Here is a 19,781-nt window from a genome sequence, read left to right on the forward strand (position 1 = left end):
TTCGATGAAACGCCGCCTTACCCTTCTCGCCGTTGCCATTGCCGTCGCGGCAGCCGGTGCCGGCTATCTGTATGTGCAAGGCAAGCAGCCGCAACGCGACGGCGAGATCGCCCTGGCGAAGCTCCAGGCACCGGTCAGCGTGCGCTACGACGAGCGCGGCGTGCCGCATATCCAGGCGCAGAACGAGAGCGACCTGTACCGCGCCCTCGGCTACGTGCAGGCCCAGGACCGTCTGTTCCAGATGGAGATCACCCGGCGCCTGGCCAAGGGCGAACTGGCCGAGGTGCTGGGGTCGAAGATGGTCGCTACCGACACCCTGTTCCGCAGCCTGCGCATCGGCGAACAGGCGCAGGTGATGGTCGACCGGCAGGACAAGCAATCACCCGCCTGGAAAGCCCTGCAAGCCTACCTCGAAGGCGTGAATGCCTGGCAGGACACACATCCGCGCCCCATGGAGTTCGACGTGCTGGGCATCACCCCGCGCCCGTTCACGGCCCAGGACACCCTGAGCATCGCCGGCTTCATGGCCTACAGCTTTGCCGCCGCGTTCCGCACCGAACCGCTGCTGACCTTCGTCCGCGACCATCTCGGCAGCCAGTACCTGAAGGCCTTCGACCTGGACTGGCACCCCGACGGCGTCCTGCAACACCCCACCGCCCTGGCTGATGCCGACTGGAAGTCCCTCGGCCAACTGGCCCAGGTCAGCCAGCAAGCCTTCGCCGAGGCCGGCCTGCCGCAGTTCGAGGGCAGCAACGCCTGGGCGGTCAGCGGCAGCCGCACCCGTAGCGGCAAGCCGTTGCTGGCCGGCGACCCGCATATCCGTTTCTCGGTCCCGGCCGTGTGGTACGAGGCCGAGCTGTCGGCGCCGGGCTTCCATCTGTATGGCTATCACCAGGCGCTCAACCCCTTCGCCTCCCTCGGGCACAACCGCGAGTTCGGCTGGAGCCTGACCATGTTCCAGAACGACGATGTCGACCTGATCGCCGAGAAGGTCAATCCAGACAACGCCGGGCAGGTGATGGTCCACGGCCAGTGGCAGGACCTGGTCCGCAGCGAGCAGCAGATCAAGGTCAAGGGCGAGCCGACCCAGACCATCACCCTGCTGCGCTCGCCCCATGGCCCGATCGTCAACAAGGTCCTCGGCGAAGACGCCGGGCCGACACCGGTGGCCATGTGGTGGGCCTTCCTCGAAAGCGCCAACCCGATCCTCGACGGTTTCTACGAGATCAACCGCGCCAGCACCCTGGAGGCCATGCGCAGCGCCGTGCAGAAGGTCCAGGCACCGGGGCTGAACTTCGTCTGGGCCAATGCCCGTGGCGATATCGGCTGGTGGGCGGCGGCGGCCTTGCCGATCCGTCCGGACGGGGTCAACCCGGCCTTTATCCTCGACGGCAGCAGCGGCGACGCGGACAAGTCCGGGTTCTACCCGTTCAGCGTCAACCCGCAGTCGGAGAACCCGGCCAGCGGCTACATCGTCTCGGCCAACTTCCAGCCGCTATCGCCCACCGGCGTGCCGATCCCCGGCTACTACAACCTGCCGGACCGCGGCCGCGAGCTGGACCGGCAACTGGCGAACGACCAGGTCAAATGGGACCTGCAGAACAGCCAGGCGCTGCAACTGGGCACCAGCACCGACTACGGCCCGCGGACCCTTGGCCCGCTGTTGCCGGTGCTGCGCCAGGTGGTGCAGGACGCCCAGGGCCGCGAGTTGGTGGAACAACTGGCCGCATGGCGCGGCGATTATCCGCTGGATTCGGTCAGTGCCACCCTGTTCAACCAGTTCCTCTACGAACTGGCCTACGCAGCGATGCATGACGAACTGGGCGATGCCTGGTTCCAGGCAATGATCTCGACCCGGGTGATCGACGATGCCCTGCCGCGCCTGGCTGCCGATGCTGATTCACCCTGGTGGGACACCCAGGGCAGCAGCGAGCGCGGCAGCCGCACGGCGGTGGTCAAGCAGGCATGGGACAAGACCCTCGCACATCTGGGCGAAACCTTCGGCAAGGATCCGGCAGGCTGGCAGTGGGGCAAGGCGCATACCCTGACCCACGGGCATCCGCTGGGCATGCAGAAGCCGTTGGACAGGCTGTTCAATGTCGGGCCGTTCGCGGCGCCGGGGACCCATGAGGTGCCGAACAACCTGTCGGCGAAGATCGGGCCGGCGCCCTGGCCGGTGACCTATGGGCCGTCGACCCGGCGCCTGATCGATTTCGCCGATGCCGGGACGGCACTGAGCATCAACCCGGTCGGGCAGAGCGGGGTGTTGTTCGATCGGCATTATGGGGATCAGGCGAAGCCCTACATTGAAGGGCAGTACCAGAGGGCCTGGTTGGGGTTGGCGGGGGAGACCGAGGGGACTTTGAGACTGGTGCCAGGCAAATAGATTTGCTTTGGGTTTGAGGACCCTATCGCTGGCAAGCCAGCTCCCACAGGGTTCGCGGTGCACGCGGTCCTTGTGGGAGCTGGCTTGCCAGCGATGAGGCCCTCAAGGCCTCAGATCAGGCCTGAGCCGGACGCCGCGCTTCAGGCTGCTTCCAGCCATCCACCGCCGCTTCCTCGATCGCCTGCTGGATAGCGCGCTTGCGGCGCTCTTCCGCACGGCGGCTGAAGTACCAGACGAAGAAGGTCGCCAGCGAGACCGCCAGCAGGATCAGGCTGGCCACGGCGTTGATCTCCGGCTTCACGCCGAGACGCACCGCAGAGAACACTTCCATCGGCAAGGTGGTTGAACCCGGACCCGACACGAAGCTCGCCAGCACCAGGTCGTCCAGCGACAGGGCGAAGGACATCATGCCGCCCGCTGCCAGCGACGGCGCGATCATCGGGATGGTGATCAGGAAGAACACCTTCCACGGCCGTGCACCCAGGTCCATGGCCGCCTCTTCGATGGACAGGTCCAGCTCGCGCAGACGGGCCGACACCACTACCGCCACATACGCAGCACAGAAGGTGGTGTGGGCGATCCAGATGGTGACGATGCCACGCTCCTGCGGCCAGCCGATCATCTGCGCCATGGCCACGAACAGCAGCAACAGCGACAGACCGGTGATCACCTCGGGCATAACCAGCGGTGCGGTGACCAGGCCACCGAACAGGGTACGGCCCTTGAAGCGGGTGACCCGGGTCAGCACGAACGCTGCCAGGGTACCCAGCGCCACGGCGGCGATCGCGGTGTAGCAGGCGATCTCCAGCGAACGCATCACCGAACCCATCAGCTGGGTGTTGTCGAGCAGGCCCGTGTACCACTTGATCGACCAGCCGCCCCAGACCGTCACCAGCTTGGAGGCGTTGAACGAGTAGATCACCAGGATCAGCATCGGCAGGTAGATGAACAGCAGGCCGACTACCAGCATTACATTGGAAAATCCGACGCGCTTCATGCCCGGCCCTCCATCTCTTTCGCCTGGCTGCGGTTGAACAGCAGGATCGGCACGATCAGGATCGCCAGCATCACTACCGCCAGGGCCGAGGCCACCGGCCAGTCACGGTTGTTGAAGAATTCCTGCCAGAGGACCTTGCCGATCATCAGGGTCTCGGGACCGCCCAGCAGCTCAGGAATCACGAACTCGCCCACCACCGGGATGAACACCAGCATGCAGCCGGCGATGATGCCGTTCTTCGACAGCGGCACGGTGATTTTCCAGAAGCTGTTGAAGCGGCTCGAACCCAGGTCGGACGCGGCTTCCAGCAGGCTCTGGTCGTGTTTTACCAGGTTGGCGAACAGCGGCAGGATCATGAACGGCAGGTACGAATAGACCACGCCGATATACACCGCCAGGTTGGTGTTGAGGATCTGCAGCGGCTGGTCGATCACGCCCAGCCATTGCAGGAAGGCGTTGAGCAGGCCGTTGTTGCTGAGGATGCCCATCCAGGCATAGACGCGGATCAGGATCGCGGTCCAGGTCGGCATCATGATCAGCAGCAGCAGGACGGTCTGGATGTCCTTGCGTGCGTTGGCGATGGCATAGGCCATCGGGTAGCCGATCAGCAGGCACAGCAGGGTGCTGAAGAAGGCCATCTTCAACGAGCCCAGATAGGCCGAGATATACAGCTCGTCCTCGGTCAACAGGCCGTAGTTGGCCAGGTTGAGCACGACCTGGATCTTGTCCTCGACGTAGCTGTAGATCTCGGTGTACGGCGGGATCGCCACGTCCGCTTCAGCAAAGCTGATCTTCAGGACGATGAAGAACGGCAGCATGAAGAACAGGAACAGCCACAGGAACGGGATCCCGATGACGACGTGGCGTCCCTCGGGCGTTACGCGGTTGAGCGCTCGCTTGAGCTTGCGCATGTTCATGAGCGCAGTACCACGCCGCTGTCGTCTTCCCACCAGACGTAAACTTCATCGCCCCAGGTCGGACGCGAGCCCTGGCGTTCGGCGTTGGCGACGAAGGACTGGACGATCTTGCCGCTCGGCAGCTCGACGTAGAACACCGAATGGCCGCCCAGGTAGGCGATGTCGTGGACCTTGCCGCGCGACCAGTTGTACTCGAAGGCCGGCTGCTGGGTGGTGATCAGGAGTTTTTCCGGACGCAGCGCGTAGGTGATCGACTTGTCTTCCACCGAGGTGGTCACGCCGTGGCCAACGTAGATGTTGCGCTCAAGCTCCGGGCTTGCGATCAGCGCGTGGCCTTCGGCGTCATCGACGACCTGGCCGTCGAACAGGTTGACGTTGCCGATGAACTCGCAGACCAGGCGGCTGGTCGGGGTCTCGTAGATGTCGATCGGGCTGCCGATCTGGGCGATCCAGCCGAGGTGCATGATGGCGATGCGCTGGGCCATGGTCATGGCCTCTTCCTGGTCGTGGGTCACCATCACGCAGGTCACACCGACCCGCTCGATGATTTCCACCAGTTCCAGCTGCATCTGCGAACGCAGTTTCTTGTCCAGCGCACCCATCGGCTCGTCGAGCAGCAGCAGCTTCGGCCGCTTGGCCAGCGAGCGGGCCAGGGCCACGCGCTGGCGCTGACCGCCGGAGAGCTGGTGCGGCTTGCGCTTGGCGTACTGGGTCATGTGCACCAGCTTGAGCATCTCGGCCACGCGGGCGTCGATCTCAGCCTTGGGCATCTTGTCCTGCTGCAGGCCGAAGGCGATGTTCTGCGCCACGGTCATGTGCGGGAACAGCGCGTAGGACTGGAACATCATGTTGATCGGCCGCTCGTAGGGCGGCATGTCGGTGATGTCGACGCCATCGAGGAAAATGCGTCCTTCGGTGGGACGTTCGAAACCGGCCAGCATGCGCAGCAGGGTCGATTTACCCGAGCCGGAGCCGCCGAGCAGGGCGAAGATCTCGCCCTTCTTGATTTCGAGGGAGACATCGTCCACCGCGACGGTTTCGTCGAACTTCTTCGTGACCCGATCGATCTTGACCAGCACCTGCTTGGGTTGCTGATCGCCTTCGAGGGCTTTCTTATAGGCGCCGGAGGCAACTGCCATTTTGTGAAACTCCCAACAGAATGTTCTGCACCCGCCCCTGCCGTGGCGGGTCCGGATTTATTATTTGCCCGTCTTGACCTTGGTCCAGATACGGGTCATCAAACGCTGCACTTTGGGCGGCAACTCGGAATTGACGTAAAGCTTGTCGACCACTTCCTGCGGTGGGTAGACCGCTGGATCTTTCCGGACATCCTGGTCCATCAGCTCGCCAGCCTTGGGGTTCGGGTTGGCGTAACCAACGTAATCGCTGACCTGGGCGATCACCTCGGGTTCAAGCAGATAGTTGATGAAGGCATGGGCCTCTTTGACGTTCTGGGAATCCTTGGGGATCGCCAGCATGTCGAACCAGAGGTTGCCGCCTTCCTTGGGAATCACATACGCCACGTCCACACCCTTGCCCGCCTCTTCGGCACGGGCCTTGGCCTGGAAGACATCGCCGGAGAAGCCGGCGGCCACGCAGATGTCGCCGTTGGCCAGGTCGGAGATGTACTTGGAGGAGTGGAAGTAGGTCACGTAGGGGCGAATGGCGAGGAGCTTTTCCTCGGCCTTCTTGTAGTCCTTGGGGTCCTGGCTGTTGGGATCGAGGCCCAGGTAGTTGAGCATCGCCGGGAGCATTTCGTCCGCCGAGTCGAGGAAGGCGACCCCGCAGCTGGACAGCTTCTTGAGGTTCTCGGGCTCGAACAGGGTGGCCCAGGAATCGATCTTGTCGGTGCCGAGCGCGGCCTTGACCTTCTCGACGTTGTAGCCGATGCCGTTGGTGCCCCAGAGGTACGGCACGGCGTACTGGTTGCCCGGGTCGTTGCGCTCGAGGCGCTTGAGCAGGGCCGGGTCGAGGTTGTTCCAGTTCGGCAACTGGGCACGGTCGAGCTTCTGGAACGCGCCCGCCTTGATCTGCTTGCCGAGGAAATGGTTGGACGGCACCACCACGTCATAGCCGGTGCGACCGGCCAGGAGCTTGCCTTCCAGGGTTTCGTTGGAGTCGAAGACGTCGTACTTCGGCTTGATGCCGGTTTTCGCTTCGAAGTCCGCGAGGGTGGTCTGGCCGATGTAGTCCGACCAGTTATAGATGTGCACCGTGGGCGCCGCTTGGACGCTGCATGCCAGCGTCAGACCCGCTCCGGCCATGACGGCCTGGCGAAATACGGAAATAGACAAGTGGGAGGTCCTCTACATTTAGTGCCCGTGTGGCGAGCGGCAAACGTGATTGCCGGATCACCGAACCGGCGCGCAACTTACCTGCGATACACCCATCCAGCAAAAAAAATTTCTGTTACAGCCGTCAAGGACGCGGCTTGCGCCGCGCCCCCGGGCTCAGGTCGGCTTATTTGCCCGACTTGATCTTGGTCCAGCTGCGGGTGATCAGACGCAGGGTCTGAGGATCCTGGTCGCTGATGGCGTACAGCTGCTTCTTCACCGCGTCCGACGGGTAGATGCTCGGGTCACTGGTGATATCCTTGTCCACCAGCGGGGTGGCCGCCTTGTTGCCGTTCGGGAAGCGTACGGCGTTGGTGATCTCGGCCATGATTTCCGGCTGTTGCAGGAAGTTCATCCACTGGTAGGCGGCTTCGACGTTCTCGGCATCCTTCGGAATGGCGACCATGTCGTAGAAGGTGCCGGCGCCTTCCTTCGGAATCACGTAGTCCAGCTTGACCTTGTCGCCGGCTTCATGGGCGCGGGCCTTGGACTGCTCCAGATCACCCGAGTAGCCCACGGCCACGCAGATGTTGCCGTTGGCCAGGTCCGAGATGTACTTGGAGGAGTGGAAGTAGGTGACCGACGGACGAATGCTCAGGAACAGCTGTTCGGCGGCCTGCAGGTCCTTCTTGTCCTTGCTTGCGGTCGGCTTGCCCAGGTAGTGCAGCGCGGCCGGGATCATTTCGGTCGGCGCATCGAGGAAGCTCACGCCGCAGCTCTTGAGCTTGGCGATGTTTTCCGGCTTGAACACCACGTCCCACGAATCGATCTTGTCGATACCCAGCGCGGCCTTGACCTTCTCCGGGTTGTAGCCGATGCCGATGCTGCCCCACATGTAGGGGAAGGCGTATTTGTTGCCCGGGTCGCTGGCGTCGCCGACGGCCTTGAGCAGGTCTTCGTCGAGGTTTTTCCAGTTGGTCAGCTTGGACTTGTCCAGCTCCTGGTAAACGCCGGCCTTGATCTGCTTGGCCAGGAAGTTGTTCGACGGGACCACCACGTCGTAACCGGATTTGCCGGCCAGCAGCTTGGCTTCGAGGGTCTCGTTGCTGTCGAATACGTCGTAGACGACCTTGATGCCGGTCTGCTTTTCGAATTTGGCCACGGTATCCGGGGCGATGTAGTCGGACCAGTTGTAGACGTGGAGGACCTTGTCATCCGCCTGCACGGTACCGACCAGCATCCCGAGGGACACGGCCAACAGCGTCTTGCCCATTTTATTCATGCGTTAATGCTCCAGAATTTTTATAAAGCCATCTGTTCCGCGGCCTGCCCTGTCGGCGCCAGGGAGCGACTGGAAACAGGCGCTAGTCTGGCAAGATCCAAGGCGTCCTTTCAACGCCTTGGCATGCCGCAAAGCCACCATGCCAGCCTAGCAGCTCGTCAGCCCAGTGCTTCCAGGGTCAAATCCAGACATTTGCGGGCTTTTTCAATCAGTTCGTCGATCTCGTCACGGCTGATCACCAGCGGCGGGGCAATGATCATGGTGTCGCCCACGGCGCGCATGATCAGGCCGTTGTCGAAGCAGAACTGCCGGCAGATCATGCCGACGGCCTTGCCTTCGTAACGGCTGCGGGTCGCCTTGTCCTTGACCAGCTCGATCGCGCCGAGCATGCCCAGGCCGCGCACTTCGCCCACCAGCGGGTGGTCGTTCAGCTCGCGCAGACGTTTCTGCAAATAGGGTGCCGTTTCCCCGTGAACACGCTCGACGATCTTCTCGTCGCGCAGGATCCGCAGGTTTTCCAGGCCCACCGCCGCGGCCACCGGGTGCCCGGAGTAGGTGAAGCCGTGGTTGAAGTCGCCGCCTTCGCTGACCACCTTGGCCACTTCGTCACGGACGATCACGCCGCCCATGGGGATGTAGCCGGAGGTCAGACCCTTGGCGATGGTCATCAGGTCGGGCTTGAGGTCGTAGTAGTCGGAGCCGAACCACTCGCCGGTACGGCCGAAGCCACAGATCACTTCGTCGGCGACGAAGAGGATGTCGTAGCGGGCAAGGATTTCCTTGATCTTCGGCCAGTAGCTGTCCGGCGGGATGATCACGCCGCCGGCGCCCTGGATCGGCTCGGCGATGAAAGCCGCGACATTGTCGACGCCCAGCTCGAGAATCTTCTTCTCCAGTTGCTCGGCGGCCCAGATGCCGAATTCTTCCGGAGACTTGTCACCGCCCTCGCCGAACCAGTACGGCTGCGGGATATGGACGATGCCCGGGATCGGCAGGTCGCCCTGCTCGTGCATGCCGGACATGCCGCCCAGGCTGGCACCGGCCACGGTGGAGCCGTGGTAGCCGTTGACGCGACCGATGATCACCTTCTTCTGCGGCTTGCCTTTCAGCGCCCAGTAATGACGCACCAGGCGCAGCACGGTGTCGTTGCCTTCGGAGCCGGAACCGGTGAAGAACACATGGCTCATGCCGGCCGGGGCCACCTCGGAGATGGCCTTGGCCAGCTCCAGCGCCGGCGGGTGAGCGGTCTGGAAGAACAGGTTGTAGTACGGCAGCTCGCGCATCTGCTTGCTGGCCGCCTCGGCCAGTTCTTCGCGCCCGTAGCCGACCGCTACGCACCACAGCCCGGCCATGCCATCGAGGATCTTGTTGCCCTCGCTGTCCCACAGGTGCACGCCCTGGGCCTTGGTGATGATCCGCGGGCCCTTTTCCTGCAACTGTTTATAGTCGCTGAACGGCGCCAGGTGATGATCACGACTCAGGTCCTGCCACTCGCGGGTTTGCGGGTTCTTGACGCTCATGTGCTTCTCCGATTTCTGGCGGCCGCGCTCCTGCGGCCCCGGGGGTTAATCAGACCGCGAACAGCAGGAACTCGCGTTCCCAGGAGCTGATCACGCGCTTGTAGTTTTCATGCTCGGCGCGTTTGGTCGCGACGTAGCCGGCGATGAATTTCTTGCCCAGGTAGGCTTCCAGCGCCCGGCAGTTTTCCATGCGCTCCAGGGCGTCCTCGATGGTCAGCGGCAGGCGCAGGTTGCGCCGCTCGTAGCCACGGCCCTGGACCGGCGCACTGGCGTTCACCCCTTCGACCATGCCGATGTAGCCGCACAGCAGGCTGGCGGCGATGGCCAGGTAAGGGTTGGCATCGGCGCCGGGCAGGCGGTTTTCCACGCGACGGTTCTGCGGGCCGGCATCCGGGACGCGCAGGCCGACGGTGCGGTTTTCCTCGCCCCATTCCACGTTGACCGGCGCCGAGGTGTCGGGCAGGAAGCGGCGGAACGAGTTGACGTTGGGGGCGAACAGCGGCAGCACTTCGGGGATGAATTTCTGCAGGCCACCGATGTGATAGAGGAACAGCTCGCTCATGCTGCCGTCTTCGTTGGAGAAGATGTTCTTCCCGGTGTTCACGTCGATGATGCTCTGGTGCAGGTGCATGGCGCTGCCCGGCTCACCGGTCATGGGCTTGGCCATGAAGGTGGCGGCGACGTTGTGCTTGAGCGCGGCCTCGCGCATGGTGCGCTTGAACACCAGGATCTGGTCGGCCAGGGACAGGGCGTTGCCGTGACGGAAGTTGATCTCCATCTGGGCGGTGCCGTCCTCGTGGATCAGCGTGTCGAGGTCGAGGTTCTGCAGTTCGCACCAGTCGTAGACGTCTTCGAACAGCGGGTCGAATTCGTTGGCAGCTTCGATGGAGAAGGACTGGCGGCCGGTTTCCGGGCGGCCGGAGCGGCCGATCGGCGGTTGCAGGGGGAAGTCCGGGTCTTCGCAACGCTTGGTCAGGTAGAACTCCATTTCCGGCGCCACGATCGGCTGCCAGCCCTTGTCGGCATAGAGTTTCAGGACTTTCTTCAGCACGTTGCGCGGCGACAGCTCGACCGGGTTGCCCTTCTTGTCGTAGGTGTCGTGGATGACCTGGGCGGTCGGCTCTATGGCCCATGGCACGAGGAACACGGCGTTCTCGTCGGGGCGGCAGATCATGTCGATGTCGGCCGGGTCGAGCAGCTGGTAATAGATGTCGTCATCGACGTAGTCGCCGGTCACGGTCTGCAACAAAACGCTTTCGGGCAGGCGCATGCCCTTTTCCGCGATGAACTTGTTGGTCGGCGAGATCTTGCCCCGGGTGATACCGGTCAGGTCGCTGATCAGACATTCGACTTCGGTGATCTTGTGCTCTTTCAGCCAATCGGTGAGCTGGTCGAGATTGCTGCTACTCATACATACCTCGGGAGGTAAATGCCTGGACTGTGGTCGAAACGCCTTTGGCAGGCCGTTTCAAGCATTCTGGATGCCCCGCTGGCCCAAAGCAAAAGGCGCGCAGGGAGAATGCATCGCCGGCATCCATCGGGATGCGGGGGAGGCGACTATAGTCATGAATGGCAGTACGAGAGGGTGAATCTTTCGGGAACACGTCGCCTTGGCCGTCAACTATTTTGGCCGGCGCCAGCGCCTCCGTCATGGAGTGCTCGCAGCTCGCGGAAAGGGCGGACAGGCCTGCCCACGCTGGGCAGCCGCTATCGCCGATGATCGGCAGGCGTAACATGTAACCCCCGGTATTATTGATGTTATGGGTTGCGACCGAGCTTAGCCTTGTTCATTTTTTTACACAACACCCCCGTAAAAAATAAAACACGGCTTTCACGTTTCTGTCATTGGGCGACCAAAGCAGGCCTTGTGGACGCCCCCAATTGCAGCAAAAATGCCGCAAAGGCGCCCTTTTAGGGCATCATGGCGCTTGCTTGACTTCACTCCGGCTTTCCGATTGACTGGGGTTGCAAGCCCCAATTGATTGATATTTTTAACAACAAAGGTGTTGCATCATGTCGGTACCCCCGCGTGCCGTTCAGCTTAACGAAGCGAACGCGTTCCTTAAGGAACATCCTGAGGTTCTCTACGTTGACCTTCTGATTGCAGATATGAATGGTGTGGTGCGCGGCAAGCGCATCGAGCGCACCAGCCTCCACAAGGTTTACGAGAAGGGCATCAACCTGCCTGCCTCCCTCTTCGCATTGGATATCAACGGCTCCACCGTCGAGAGCACCGGCCTGGGCCTGGACATCGGCGACGCCGACCGGATCTGCTATCCAATCCCTGGCACCCTGTCCAACGAACCCTGGCAGAAGCGCCCGACCGCGCAACTGCTGATGACCATGCACGAACTCGAAGGCGAGCCCTTCTTCGCCGACCCGCGGGAAGTCCTGCGCCAGGTGGTGAGCAAGTTCGACGACCTCGGCCTGACCATCTGCGCCGCATTCGAACTGGAGTTCTACCTGATCGACCAGGAGAACGTGAACGGCCGTCCGCAGCCTCCACGCTCGCCGATCTCCGGCAAACGCCCGCAATCGACCCAGGTCTACCTGATCGACGACCTCGACGAATACGTCGACTGCCTCCAGGACATCCTCGAGGGTGCGAAGGAACAAGGCATTCCGGCCGACGCCATCGTCAAGGAAAGCGCCCCGGCGCAGTTCGAGGTCAACCTGCACCATGTCGCCGACCCGCTGAAGGCCTGTGACTACGCGGTGCTCCTGAAACGCCTGATCAAGAACATCGCCTACGACCATGAGATGGACACCACCTTCATGGCCAAGCCGTACCCAGGCCAGGCGGGTAATGGTCTGCACGTCCATATCTCGGTGCTGGACAAGGATGGCAAGAACATCTTCACCAGTGAGGATCCCGAGCAGAACGCCGCGCTGCGTCACGCGATCGGCGGTGTGCTCGAGACCCTGCCCGCGTCCATGGCGTTCCTCTGCCCGAACGTCAACTCGTACCGTCGTTTCGGTGCGCAGTTCTATGTGCCGAATGCGCCGAGCTGGGGCCTGGACAACCGCACCGTGGCCCTGCGCGTGCCGACCGGCAGCGCCGATGCCGTGCGCATCGAGCACCGCGTGGCCGGTGCCGACGCCAACCCGTACCTGCTGATGGCTGCGGTACTGGCGGGCGTGCACCATGGCCTCACCAACAAGATCGAGCCGAGCACCCCGGTCGAAGGCAACGCCTACGAACAGGTCGAGCAAAGCCTGCCGAACAACCTGCGCGATGCCCTGCGCGAGCTGGACGACAGCGAGATCCTCAACAAGTACATCGATCCGAAGTACATCGACATCTTCGTCGCGTGCAAGGAGAGTGAACTGGAGGAGTTCGAGCACTCGATCTCGGACCTTGAGTACAACTGGTATCTGCATACCGTGTAACTGAAAACGCCGCCTGATATAGGCGGCGTTTCTTATGGCCTCATCGCTGGCAAGCCAGCTCCCACAGTGTCCGCGGCGCCGCTGAACCTGTGGGAGCTGGCTTGCCAGCGATGAGGCCCTAAAGCCTTACAACGCTTTTTCGAAGATCTTCGAGTTACGCTGGTAGTTGTACAGCGAAGCCCTTGCCGCCGGCAGCCTCTCTACGCCGCTCGGCACAAATCCCCGCTCCCTGAACCAATGCGCCGTCCGGGTCGTCAGCACGAACAGCGTCTTCAAGCCCAACGCCCGCGCCCGCTCCTCGATCCGTTCCAGCAAATCATCCCCGCGCCCGCCATGGCGGTACTCCGGATTCACCGCCAGACACGCCAGCTCACCCGCATCGGAATCGGCAATCGGATACAGCGCCGCACAGGCGATGATATTGCTCTCGCGCTCCACCACGCTGAACTGCTCGATCTCGCGCTCCAGTACCTCGCGGGAGCGACGTACCAGGATGCCCTGCTCTTCCAGCGGGCTGATCAGCTCCAGCAAGCCACCGACATCCTCGATCGCCGCCTCGCGCACCACCTCGAACTGCTCCTGGGCGACCAGCGTACCGCCACCGCCCCGGGTGAACAGTTCGTTGAGCAGTGCGCCGTTTTCCACATAACTGACGATATGACTACGCGCCACGCCGCCCCGGCAGGCCTCTGCCGCGGCATCCAGCAACTCGCCCTGGTAATCGCTACCGAGGCGCTCCAGGTGCGGCGCCACCTGTTGCGGACGAATCTCCTTCACCAGCTTGCCCGAAGCATCCAGCAAGCCCGGCTCGGCGCCGAACAGCAGCAGCTTGTCCGCGCCCAGTTCAATGGCCGCGCGGGTAGCGACGTCTTCGCAAGCAAGGTTGAAGATCTCGCCGGTCGGCGAATAACCCAGCGGCGACAGCAGGACGATCGAACGCTCGTCCAGCAGGCGCCCGATACCCTTGCGGTCGACCCGACGCACTTCACCGGTGTGGTGATAGTCGACGCCTTCAACAACGCCGATCGGCCGTGCAGTGACGAGGTTGCCCGAGGCCACCCGCAGGCGAGCGCCCTGCATCGGCGAGGCGGCCATATCCATCGACAAGCGCGCCTCGATGGCGATGCGCAATTGCCCGACGGCATCGATCACGCACTCCAGGGTCGCCGCATCGGTGATGCGCAAGCCATGGTGATAATGGGCGCTCAGACCGCGAGCGGTCAGGCGGCTTTCGATCTGTGGACGGGAACCATGCACCAGCACGAGGCGCACCCCGAGGCTGTGCAGCAGCACCAGATCGTGGACGATATTGCCGAAGTTGGGGTGTTCGACCCCGTCTCCCGGGAGCATGACCACGAAGGTGCAGTCCCGGTGGGCATTGATATAGGGAGAAGCATGACGCAGCCAGTTGACGTATTCGGGCATGACCTGAGCCTGTAGAAAGTGAATCAAGAACGGAACGGCACACAGCGCTCGAGCTTTATCGTCGCAGCAGGCAAGACGTCACACGCGTTCTCCTCTGGAATGAAGGGGTTGGACTCAACGGACAATCGCCGAGTCGAGGCAGTAATGCTGGATCAGTTCACGCAACAGACGCACTGTAGGCTCCAGGCGTGACAGTTCAAGGTACTCGCCGGGCTGGTGGGCGCAGGCGATATCGCCGGGGCCAAGGACCAGGGTCTCGCAGCCCAGGCGCTGAAGATAAGGCGCTTCGGTGCCGAAGGCTACCGCTTCGGCCACATGACCGGTAAGACGTTCGGCCAGTTGCACCAGTTCCGCATCGGCGCGTTGCTCGAACGGCGGCACCTCGGGGAACAGCGGTGCATAGTCGATCTTCACCTGGTGCTGCTCGGCCAGCGGCGCCAGCTTGCTGCGGATCGCCGCGCGCAGCACCTGCGGGTCCATGCCCGGCAGCGGCCGCAGGTCGAACTCCAGGGCGCACTGGCCGCAGATCCGGTTGGGGTTGTCGCCACCGTGGATGCAGCCGAAGTTCATGGTCGGCTGCGGCACGCTGAACTGGGCATTGTTGTACTCGCGCTGCCATTGCTTGCGCAGGTCCATCAGCGCGCCCATCACCTCGTGCATGGCGTCCATCGCGCTATGTCCCAGGGACGGGTCCGACGAATGGCCGCTGCGCCCGAGAATGTCGACGCGCTCCATCATCACGCCCTTGTGCATGCGGATCGGCTTCAGCCCGGTAGGCTCGCCGATCACCGCGGCGCGGCCCAGCGGCCTGCCGGCCTCGGCCAGGGCGCGAGCCCCGGACATCGAGCTCTCCTCGTCGCAGGTCGCCAGGATCAGCAGCGGCTGCTTGAACGGCTGGTCGAGCAACGGCCGCACCGCCTCGATGATCAACGGGAAGAAGCCCTTCATGTCGCACACGCCCAGGCCGACCCAACGGTCGCCGACCTCGCTGAGCTTCAGCGGGTCGGTTTTCCACAGTTGCGGGTCATACGGCACGGTGTCGCTGTGCCCGGCCAGCACCAGGCCGCCGGGGCCGCTGCCGAAGCTGGCGAGCAGGTTGAACTTGCCCGGGGTGATTTCCTGGATCTCGCAGGAGAAACCCAGGTCGCCGAGCCAGCTGGCGAGCTGGTCGATCACCGCGCGGTTGGACTGGTCCAGGTCCGGCTGGGTACAACTGACCGAAGGCGCGGCGATCAACGCGGCGAACTGGTCCTTGAGCGATGGCAACGGCATGCGCGTTCTCCTGGAAACGAGCCCCATCATAGGGCCATCGGGCTGCATGAATAAACCGTGGACTGCCGAGTCCTGTACACTGCACGGCCAAGACGTACCCCGCCCTTCCAGCCTGGTTACCCGGCAATGAATAAAGAAACCGAAATCAAACTGCGGATCAGCCGCGAGACCCTCGCCGCCTTGCGCGAGCATCCGCTGCTGAAAAAGCGCAACAAGTCCGGCTGGCAGCAGCGCGAACTGCTCAACCAGTACTTCGACACCCCGGAACGCGATCTGTCCGCCGCCAAGGTCGCCCTGCGCCTGCGCCGTGACGGCGACGTGGTGATCCAGACCCTGAAGACCCGCGGCAACAGCGTCGCCGGTCTGTCCGAGCGCAACGAGTTCCAGTGGGAGCTGCCCAAGGCCAAGCTGGACCTGAAGAAGCTCGACGACACCTGCTGGCCCGAGGCCCTGGCCGAGCTGGACAAGAAGACCATCAAGCCGCTGTTCACCACCGATTTCGTGCGCGAGTTCGCCGATATCGCCTGGGGCCGCGGCAAGTCCAAGGTGGTTATCGAAGCCGCCCTGGACCTCGGCACCGTCAGCGCCGGCAAGCAGAAGGAAGAAATCTGCGAGCTGGAGCTTGAGCTGCGCGAAGGCGAGCCGGAAGCCCTGCTGGAACTGGCCGCCGAGCTGGCCGCAAGCCTGCCGCTGTTCCCTTGCGACATCAGCAAGGCCGAGCGCGGCTACCGCCTGCTCGACCCGAGCAGCTACCACGTCAACCTGCCGGCCCCCGAGCTGGACCCGGAAATGTCGCTGGACGACGCCTTCTCGGCGATCGCCTGGCACCTGCTGGCCAGCAGCCAGCGCCTGGCCGAGCAATACCAGCACACCGGCCACTGGCGCCTGCTGCAGGACTGGGTGCAATGCCTGGGCGAACTGCGTGCCCTGGCCAGCAGCCTCGGCCAGGCCGCACCACGGGCCACCACCCGTGAGCTGCGCGCTCGCCTCGACGCCCTGCTGGAAGACTGGCGCACCCTGGTGCTGGCCGGCAACGACGACGAAGACATCCGCCGCGCCGCCCCCGAGCAGTTCGCCGAAGAACTGCTGGACCCGCGCTGGGGCCAGTTCTCCCTGGACACCTCGCGCTGGTTGCTCGCCCGTGGCTGGACCGCCGAACGCAACAAGCGCGGTGAACGCCAGGGCGCGGCCGCACTGGCCAACTGGCTGACCGTGGAGCTGGGCGATGAAGCCAAGGCCCTGCAACTGCCGCTGTACCAGCAGCAGCCGGAAGACCTCGCTGAACAGCTGCCGCGTATCGAGCGCCTGCTGGGCTGGCTGCACTACGGTCGCAGCGTGCTGCTGGAAGCGCCGGAGCTGGACCGTCTGTACGGCGAACTGATCAAGCTGCAACAACTGGCCAACCAGCCGATCAGCGACGAAGTCCTCGACGCCCGCGTCCAGCAAGCCTTTGCCGTGGCCCAGAGCCGTGGCTGGAAACACCTGGCGCGCAAGTAAGCCGTGCCACTGCGGACGGGCGTCACGGCCCGTCCGCCTCCCTCCTCAGCGCAACACCGGCAGGCTGGTCGTGGACTTGATCTCCGACAGCGCCACGGTCGAGTTGACCTCCTGGATCCCCGGCACCATCGACAGCTTCTCGAAGAAGAAGCGCTCGTAGGCCTCGATATCCGGGGTGACGATGCGCAGCAGGAAGTCCACCGCCCCCATCAGCACATAGCACTCCAGCACTTCCGGAAAACCGCGGATCGCCTCGGTGAACTCGGCGAAGTTGGAACGCCCGTGGGCGTTGAGCTTCACCTCGGCGAAGATCTGCGTGTTGAGGCCGATCTTCTTGCGGTCCAGCAGGGTCACCTGGCCGCGAATCACCCCTTCGTCCTTCAGCCGCTGGATCCTGCGCCAGCACGGCGATTGCGACAGTCCCACCTTCTCGGCGATCTGCGCGCTGGACAGCGAAGCATCCTCCTGCAGCAGGGCCAGAATGCGGCGATCATAGGCGTCCAGCTCGCTAGGCATGATTATTTCTCCAATCGCCGATTCGCGACTTAAACAATTCGAAAAAAAGCTGTAGCGGCCAATGATAGGTAAAAAATCTCCGCTTCGCCGTGCAAAGATTCCTTCACTGCTTTTGGAGGATTCCCATGACCGCTCTCGAACGCCCTGACCACTTCGCCGCTGTGCGCTTGCACGATGCCGACCTCATCGGCGGCGAAAGCAACAAGGTGCGCTATCACTATGAACTGCAGGTCGAGCCGGAATCCGACAGCCTCTGCCGCATCCTCAACCTGTTCGCCCTGCAATGTCTGCTGCCTCAGGGCGTGCAGATGCAGCAGCAAGCCGACCTGCTGCGGGTGGACATCGCCATCGATGGTTTGAGCTGGCATCGCGCCCAACTGATCGCGGAAAAGATGCGCAACCTGATCTGTGTCTGCGAGGTGGTGCTGCGTACCGCGCTGCTCAATGGCGACGACCGGGGAAAGATCCAGCAACGCTTCTGACCCTGCGGGCGGGCGGAGCGCGGCTAGCCTTGGCAATTTCCATTGCAAAGGACGTCGCCAATGGACCGCCCTCTCGAGCTTATCCCGCTGCTGGACCGCCTGATCGCCCAGCGCCTTGTCCCTGCTGACTGCCGCCAGCGCTTCAAACATGAGACGCCGGGCGAACACCCGCTCGAGAGCATCGCCAACCAGCATCTTGAAGACCTGCGCCACCCCGGTCGACGCCTTGACCTCGACAGCCTGTGCCAGTGGCTGGCACAGCAGGCCGGCCAAGCCTTCCTGCGCCTCGATCCGCTGGGCATCGACCTGCCCGGCATGACCGGGCTGATGTCCGCCGCATTCGCCCGCCGTCACGGCATCCTGGCCGTGGCGCACAGCGCCGACAGCGTCACCGTCGCCAGTGCCGAACCGTGGGTCTGTTCCTGGGAAGCCGACCTGACCCGGGCACTCAAGCGCCGGGTGGTGCGCGTTGTCGCCAGCCCGTTGCGGATTCGCCAGATCAGCCAGGACTTCTTCCGCCTCGCCCGCTCGGTCAGTGATGCCAGCCAGCTTGAAGCCACGGCCCCGGCCAGTGGCAACCTGGAGCAGCTACTGGAGCTGGGCGACGACCAGCCGGATGCGGATGACGCGCATATCGTCAGCATCGTCGACTGGCTGCTGCAATACGCCTTCGAGCAGCGCGCCAGCGATATCCACCTGGAACCGCGCCGTGAGCAGGGCCGGTTGCGCCTGCGCATCGACGGCGTGCTGCACGATGCCTATCCGTTTCCACCGGCGGTGACCCTGGCCATCACCAGCCGCCTGAAAAACCTCGGGCGGATGAATGTCGCGGAAAAACGTCGCCCGCAGGACGGGCGGATCAAGACCCGCTCACCGGCCGGCGATGAAGTCGAACTGCGCCTGTCGACCCTGCCGACCACCTTTGGCGAAAAGCTCGTCATGCGCATCTTCGACCCGCAGTTGCTGCGTCAGGGCAGCCAGGCCCTGGGCTTCGACGGCGCCGAACAGGAACGCTGGCAACGCCTGCTGCGCCGGCCCAATGGCATCATTCTGGTCACCGGGCCGACCGGCTCGGGCAAGACCAGCACCCTGTACAGCGCGCTGAAGCAACTGGCGACCTCCGAGGTCAACGTCTGCACCCTCGAGGACCCGATCGAAATGGTCGAGCCCGCGTTCAACCAGACCCAGGTGCAGCCGGGCATCGGCCTGGACTTCGCCAGCGGCGTGCGTGCGCTGCTGCGCCAGGACCCGGACATCATCATGGTCGGCGAGATCCGCGACCTGGAGACGGCGCAGGTGGCGATCCAGGCGGCGCTGACCGGGCATCTGGTGCTGTCCACGCTGCATACCAACGATGCCTGTTCGGCAATCGGACGCTTGCTGGAATTGGGGGTTGCGCATTATTTGATCAAGGCGACGCTGGTGGGGGTGCTGGCGCAGCGCTTGGTGCGAACTTTATGCGTGGCCTGCAAGACCTCGGCAGGGGCCGTCGGCTGCCGGGAATGCCGGCAGACCGGTTATCACGGGCGGACCGGGGTGTACGAGGTGCTGGAGCTGAACGAGCGGCTTGGCAGGTTGATCGGACCGGAGTGCGATGTACAGGCATTGAGGAAGCTGGCGCGCAGCGAGGGGATGGACGGGCTGCGGGAGAATGGATTGAGGAAGATTGCGGCGGGGGTGACGACTCAAGAGGAGATCAATCTGATCTCATGTAGTGCTGCTGATGGCCTCATCGCTGGCAAGCCAGCTCCCACAGGTCCTGAGGTGCACCCGGTCCTCGTGGGAGCTGGCTTGCCAGCGATGAGGCCCTGAAGAACAACAACA

15 protein-coding genes are annotated in these 19,781 nt (G+C 63.4%); 5 read left to right on the forward strand and 10 right to left on the reverse strand.

The features are described 5' to 3' along the window. The first annotated feature begins 4 nt into the window (after nucleotides 1–4). Entirely contained in the window at nucleotides 5–2,386 is a 2,382-nt protein-coding gene (locus AC2CQI_RS19280; RefSeq protein WP_484577616.1) for a penicillin acylase family protein, read from the forward strand. Between the two features lie 115 nt (nucleotides 2,387–2,501). Here the strand turns inward: AC2CQI_RS19280 and AC2CQI_RS19285 are convergent, their stop codons facing one another. The 7 genes from AC2CQI_RS19285 to AC2CQI_RS19315 form a co-directional block, all read right to left on the reverse strand. After that, a complete protein-coding gene (locus AC2CQI_RS19285; protein WP_484577617.1) occupies nucleotides 2,502–3,383 on the reverse strand; it encodes an ABC transporter permease subunit in 882 nt (293 codons plus the stop codon). Beyond that, nucleotides 3,380–4,300, reverse strand: a complete 921-nt coding sequence (locus AC2CQI_RS19290) for an ABC transporter permease subunit (RefSeq protein ID WP_330073684.1) — start codon at nucleotides 4,298–4,300, stop codon at nucleotides 3,380–3,382. The genes AC2CQI_RS19285 and AC2CQI_RS19290 overlap by 4 nt, the downstream gene beginning before the upstream one ends. Continuing rightward, nucleotides 4,297–5,439, reverse strand: a complete 1,143-nt coding sequence (gene potA / locus AC2CQI_RS19295; protein ID WP_075802872.1) for a polyamine ABC transporter ATP-binding protein — start codon at nucleotides 5,437–5,439, stop codon at nucleotides 4,297–4,299. The genes AC2CQI_RS19290 and potA overlap by 4 nt, the downstream gene beginning before the upstream one ends. A 60-nt stretch (nucleotides 5,440–5,499) precedes the next feature. Next, nucleotides 5,500–6,594, reverse strand: coding sequence for a polyamine ABC transporter substrate-binding protein (locus AC2CQI_RS19300; RefSeq protein ID WP_075802871.1), 1,095 nt, complete (start codon nucleotides 6,592–6,594; stop codon nucleotides 5,500–5,502). 166 nt (nucleotides 6,595–6,760) lie between these two features. Next, complete coding sequence (locus AC2CQI_RS19305) at nucleotides 6,761–7,855, reverse strand: polyamine ABC transporter substrate-binding protein (RefSeq protein WP_075802870.1); 1,095 nt, start codon at nucleotides 7,853–7,855, stop codon at nucleotides 6,761–6,763. Nucleotides 7,856–8,013: 158 nt separating this feature from the next. Further along, nucleotides 8,014–9,375: an aspartate aminotransferase family protein gene (locus tag AC2CQI_RS19310; protein WP_484577618.1), complete on the reverse strand. Its 1,362-nt coding sequence runs from the start codon at nucleotides 9,373–9,375 to the stop codon at nucleotides 8,014–8,016. 49 nt (nucleotides 9,376–9,424) lie between these two features. Beyond that, the gene (locus AC2CQI_RS19315) at nucleotides 9,425–10,786 is read right to left on the reverse strand and encodes a glutamine synthetase family protein (RefSeq protein WP_484577619.1); all 1,362 of its coding nucleotides are present in this window, start codon (nucleotides 10,784–10,786) and stop codon (nucleotides 9,425–9,427) included. A gap of 602 nt (nucleotides 10,787–11,388) precedes the next feature. On the opposite strand from AC2CQI_RS19315, the gene AC2CQI_RS19320 reads away from it, so the two are divergent. Then, nucleotides 11,389–12,765, forward strand: coding sequence for a glutamine synthetase family protein (locus tag AC2CQI_RS19320; protein WP_484577620.1), 1,377 nt, complete (start codon nucleotides 11,389–11,391; stop codon nucleotides 12,763–12,765). Nucleotides 12,766–12,891: 126 nt separating this feature from the next. Here the strand turns inward: AC2CQI_RS19320 and argA are convergent, their stop codons facing one another. Together argA and argE are read right to left on the reverse strand one after the other, a co-directional pair. After that, the gene (gene argA, locus AC2CQI_RS19325; RefSeq protein ID WP_075802867.1) at nucleotides 12,892–14,190 is read right to left on the reverse strand and encodes an amino-acid N-acetyltransferase; all 1,299 of its coding nucleotides are present in this window, start codon (nucleotides 14,188–14,190) and stop codon (nucleotides 12,892–12,894) included. 114 nt (nucleotides 14,191–14,304) lie between these two features. Next, on the reverse strand, nucleotides 14,305–15,462 hold the full coding sequence (gene argE / locus AC2CQI_RS19330) for an acetylornithine deacetylase (protein WP_075802866.1): 1,158 nt from the start codon (nucleotides 15,460–15,462) through the stop codon (nucleotides 14,305–14,307). Between the two features lie 126 nt (nucleotides 15,463–15,588). On the opposite strand from argE, the gene AC2CQI_RS19335 reads away from it, so the two are divergent. Then, entirely contained in the window at nucleotides 15,589–16,959 is a 1,371-nt protein-coding gene (locus AC2CQI_RS19335; protein WP_075802865.1) for a CYTH domain-containing protein, read from the forward strand. A 45-nt stretch (nucleotides 16,960–17,004) separates the two neighbouring features. Here AC2CQI_RS19335 and AC2CQI_RS19340 read toward each other — a convergent pair whose 3' ends face one another. Then, entirely contained in the window at nucleotides 17,005–17,475 is a 471-nt protein-coding gene (locus AC2CQI_RS19340; RefSeq protein ID WP_484577621.1) for an Lrp/AsnC family transcriptional regulator, read from the reverse strand. A 125-nt stretch (nucleotides 17,476–17,600) separates the two neighbouring features. On the opposite strand from AC2CQI_RS19340, the gene AC2CQI_RS19345 reads away from it, so the two are divergent. Then, the gene (locus AC2CQI_RS19345) at nucleotides 17,601–17,957 is read left to right on the forward strand and encodes a hypothetical protein (protein WP_075802863.1); all 357 of its coding nucleotides are present in this window, start codon (nucleotides 17,601–17,603) and stop codon (nucleotides 17,955–17,957) included. A 60-nt stretch (nucleotides 17,958–18,017) separates the two neighbouring features. Further along, entirely contained in the window at nucleotides 18,018–19,769 is a 1,752-nt protein-coding gene (locus tag AC2CQI_RS19350; protein WP_484577622.1) for a GspE/PulE family protein, read from the forward strand. Nucleotides 19,770–19,781: the final 12 nt, after the last annotated feature.

It is taken from the genome of Pseudomonas sp. P2S-1, assembly GCF_057197725.1.

Excerpts from the sequence above, each read along its gene's own strand:
- AC2CQI_RS19305 (WP_075802870.1), bottom strand. The coding sequence starts at position 7,855 with ATGAATAAAATGGGCAAGACGCTGTTGGCCGTGTCCCTCGGGATGCTG.
- AC2CQI_RS19280 (WP_484577616.1), top strand. The coding sequence starts at position 5 with ATGAAACGCCGCCTTACCCTTCTCGCCGTTGCCATTGCCGTCGCGGCA.
- potA (WP_075802872.1), bottom strand. The coding sequence starts at position 5,439 with ATGGCAGTTGCCTCCGGCGCCTATAAGAAAGCCCTCGAAGGCGATCAG.
- argE (WP_075802866.1), bottom strand. The coding sequence starts at position 15,462 with ATGCCGTTGCCATCGCTCAAGGACCAGTTCGCCGCGTTGATCGCCGCG.
- AC2CQI_RS19290 (WP_330073684.1), bottom strand. The coding sequence starts at position 4,300 with ATGAACATGCGCAAGCTCAAGCGAGCGCTCAACCGCGTAACGCCCGAG.
- AC2CQI_RS19350 (WP_484577622.1), top strand. The coding sequence starts at position 18,018 with ATGGACCGCCCTCTCGAGCTTATCCCGCTGCTGGACCGCCTGATCGCC.
- AC2CQI_RS19320 (WP_484577620.1), top strand. The coding sequence starts at position 11,389 with ATGTCGGTACCCCCGCGTGCCGTTCAGCTTAACGAAGCGAACGCGTTC.
- AC2CQI_RS19335 (WP_075802865.1), top strand. The coding sequence starts at position 15,589 with ATGAATAAAGAAACCGAAATCAAACTGCGGATCAGCCGCGAGACCCTC.
- AC2CQI_RS19285 (WP_484577617.1), bottom strand. The coding sequence starts at position 3,383 with ATGAAGCGCGTCGGATTTTCCAATGTAATGCTGGTAGTCGGCCTGCTG.
- AC2CQI_RS19315 (WP_484577619.1), bottom strand. The coding sequence starts at position 10,786 with ATGAGTAGCAGCAATCTCGACCAGCTCACCGATTGGCTGAAAGAGCAC.
- AC2CQI_RS19310 (WP_484577618.1), bottom strand. The coding sequence starts at position 9,375 with ATGAGCGTCAAGAACCCGCAAACCCGCGAGTGGCAGGACCTGAGTCGT.
- AC2CQI_RS19340 (WP_484577621.1), bottom strand. The coding sequence starts at position 17,475 with ATGCCTAGCGAGCTGGACGCCTATGATCGCCGCATTCTGGCCCTGCTG.
- argA (WP_075802867.1), bottom strand. The coding sequence starts at position 14,190 with ATGCCCGAATACGTCAACTGGCTGCGTCATGCTTCTCCCTATATCAAT.
- AC2CQI_RS19345 (WP_075802863.1), top strand. The coding sequence starts at position 17,601 with ATGACCGCTCTCGAACGCCCTGACCACTTCGCCGCTGTGCGCTTGCAC.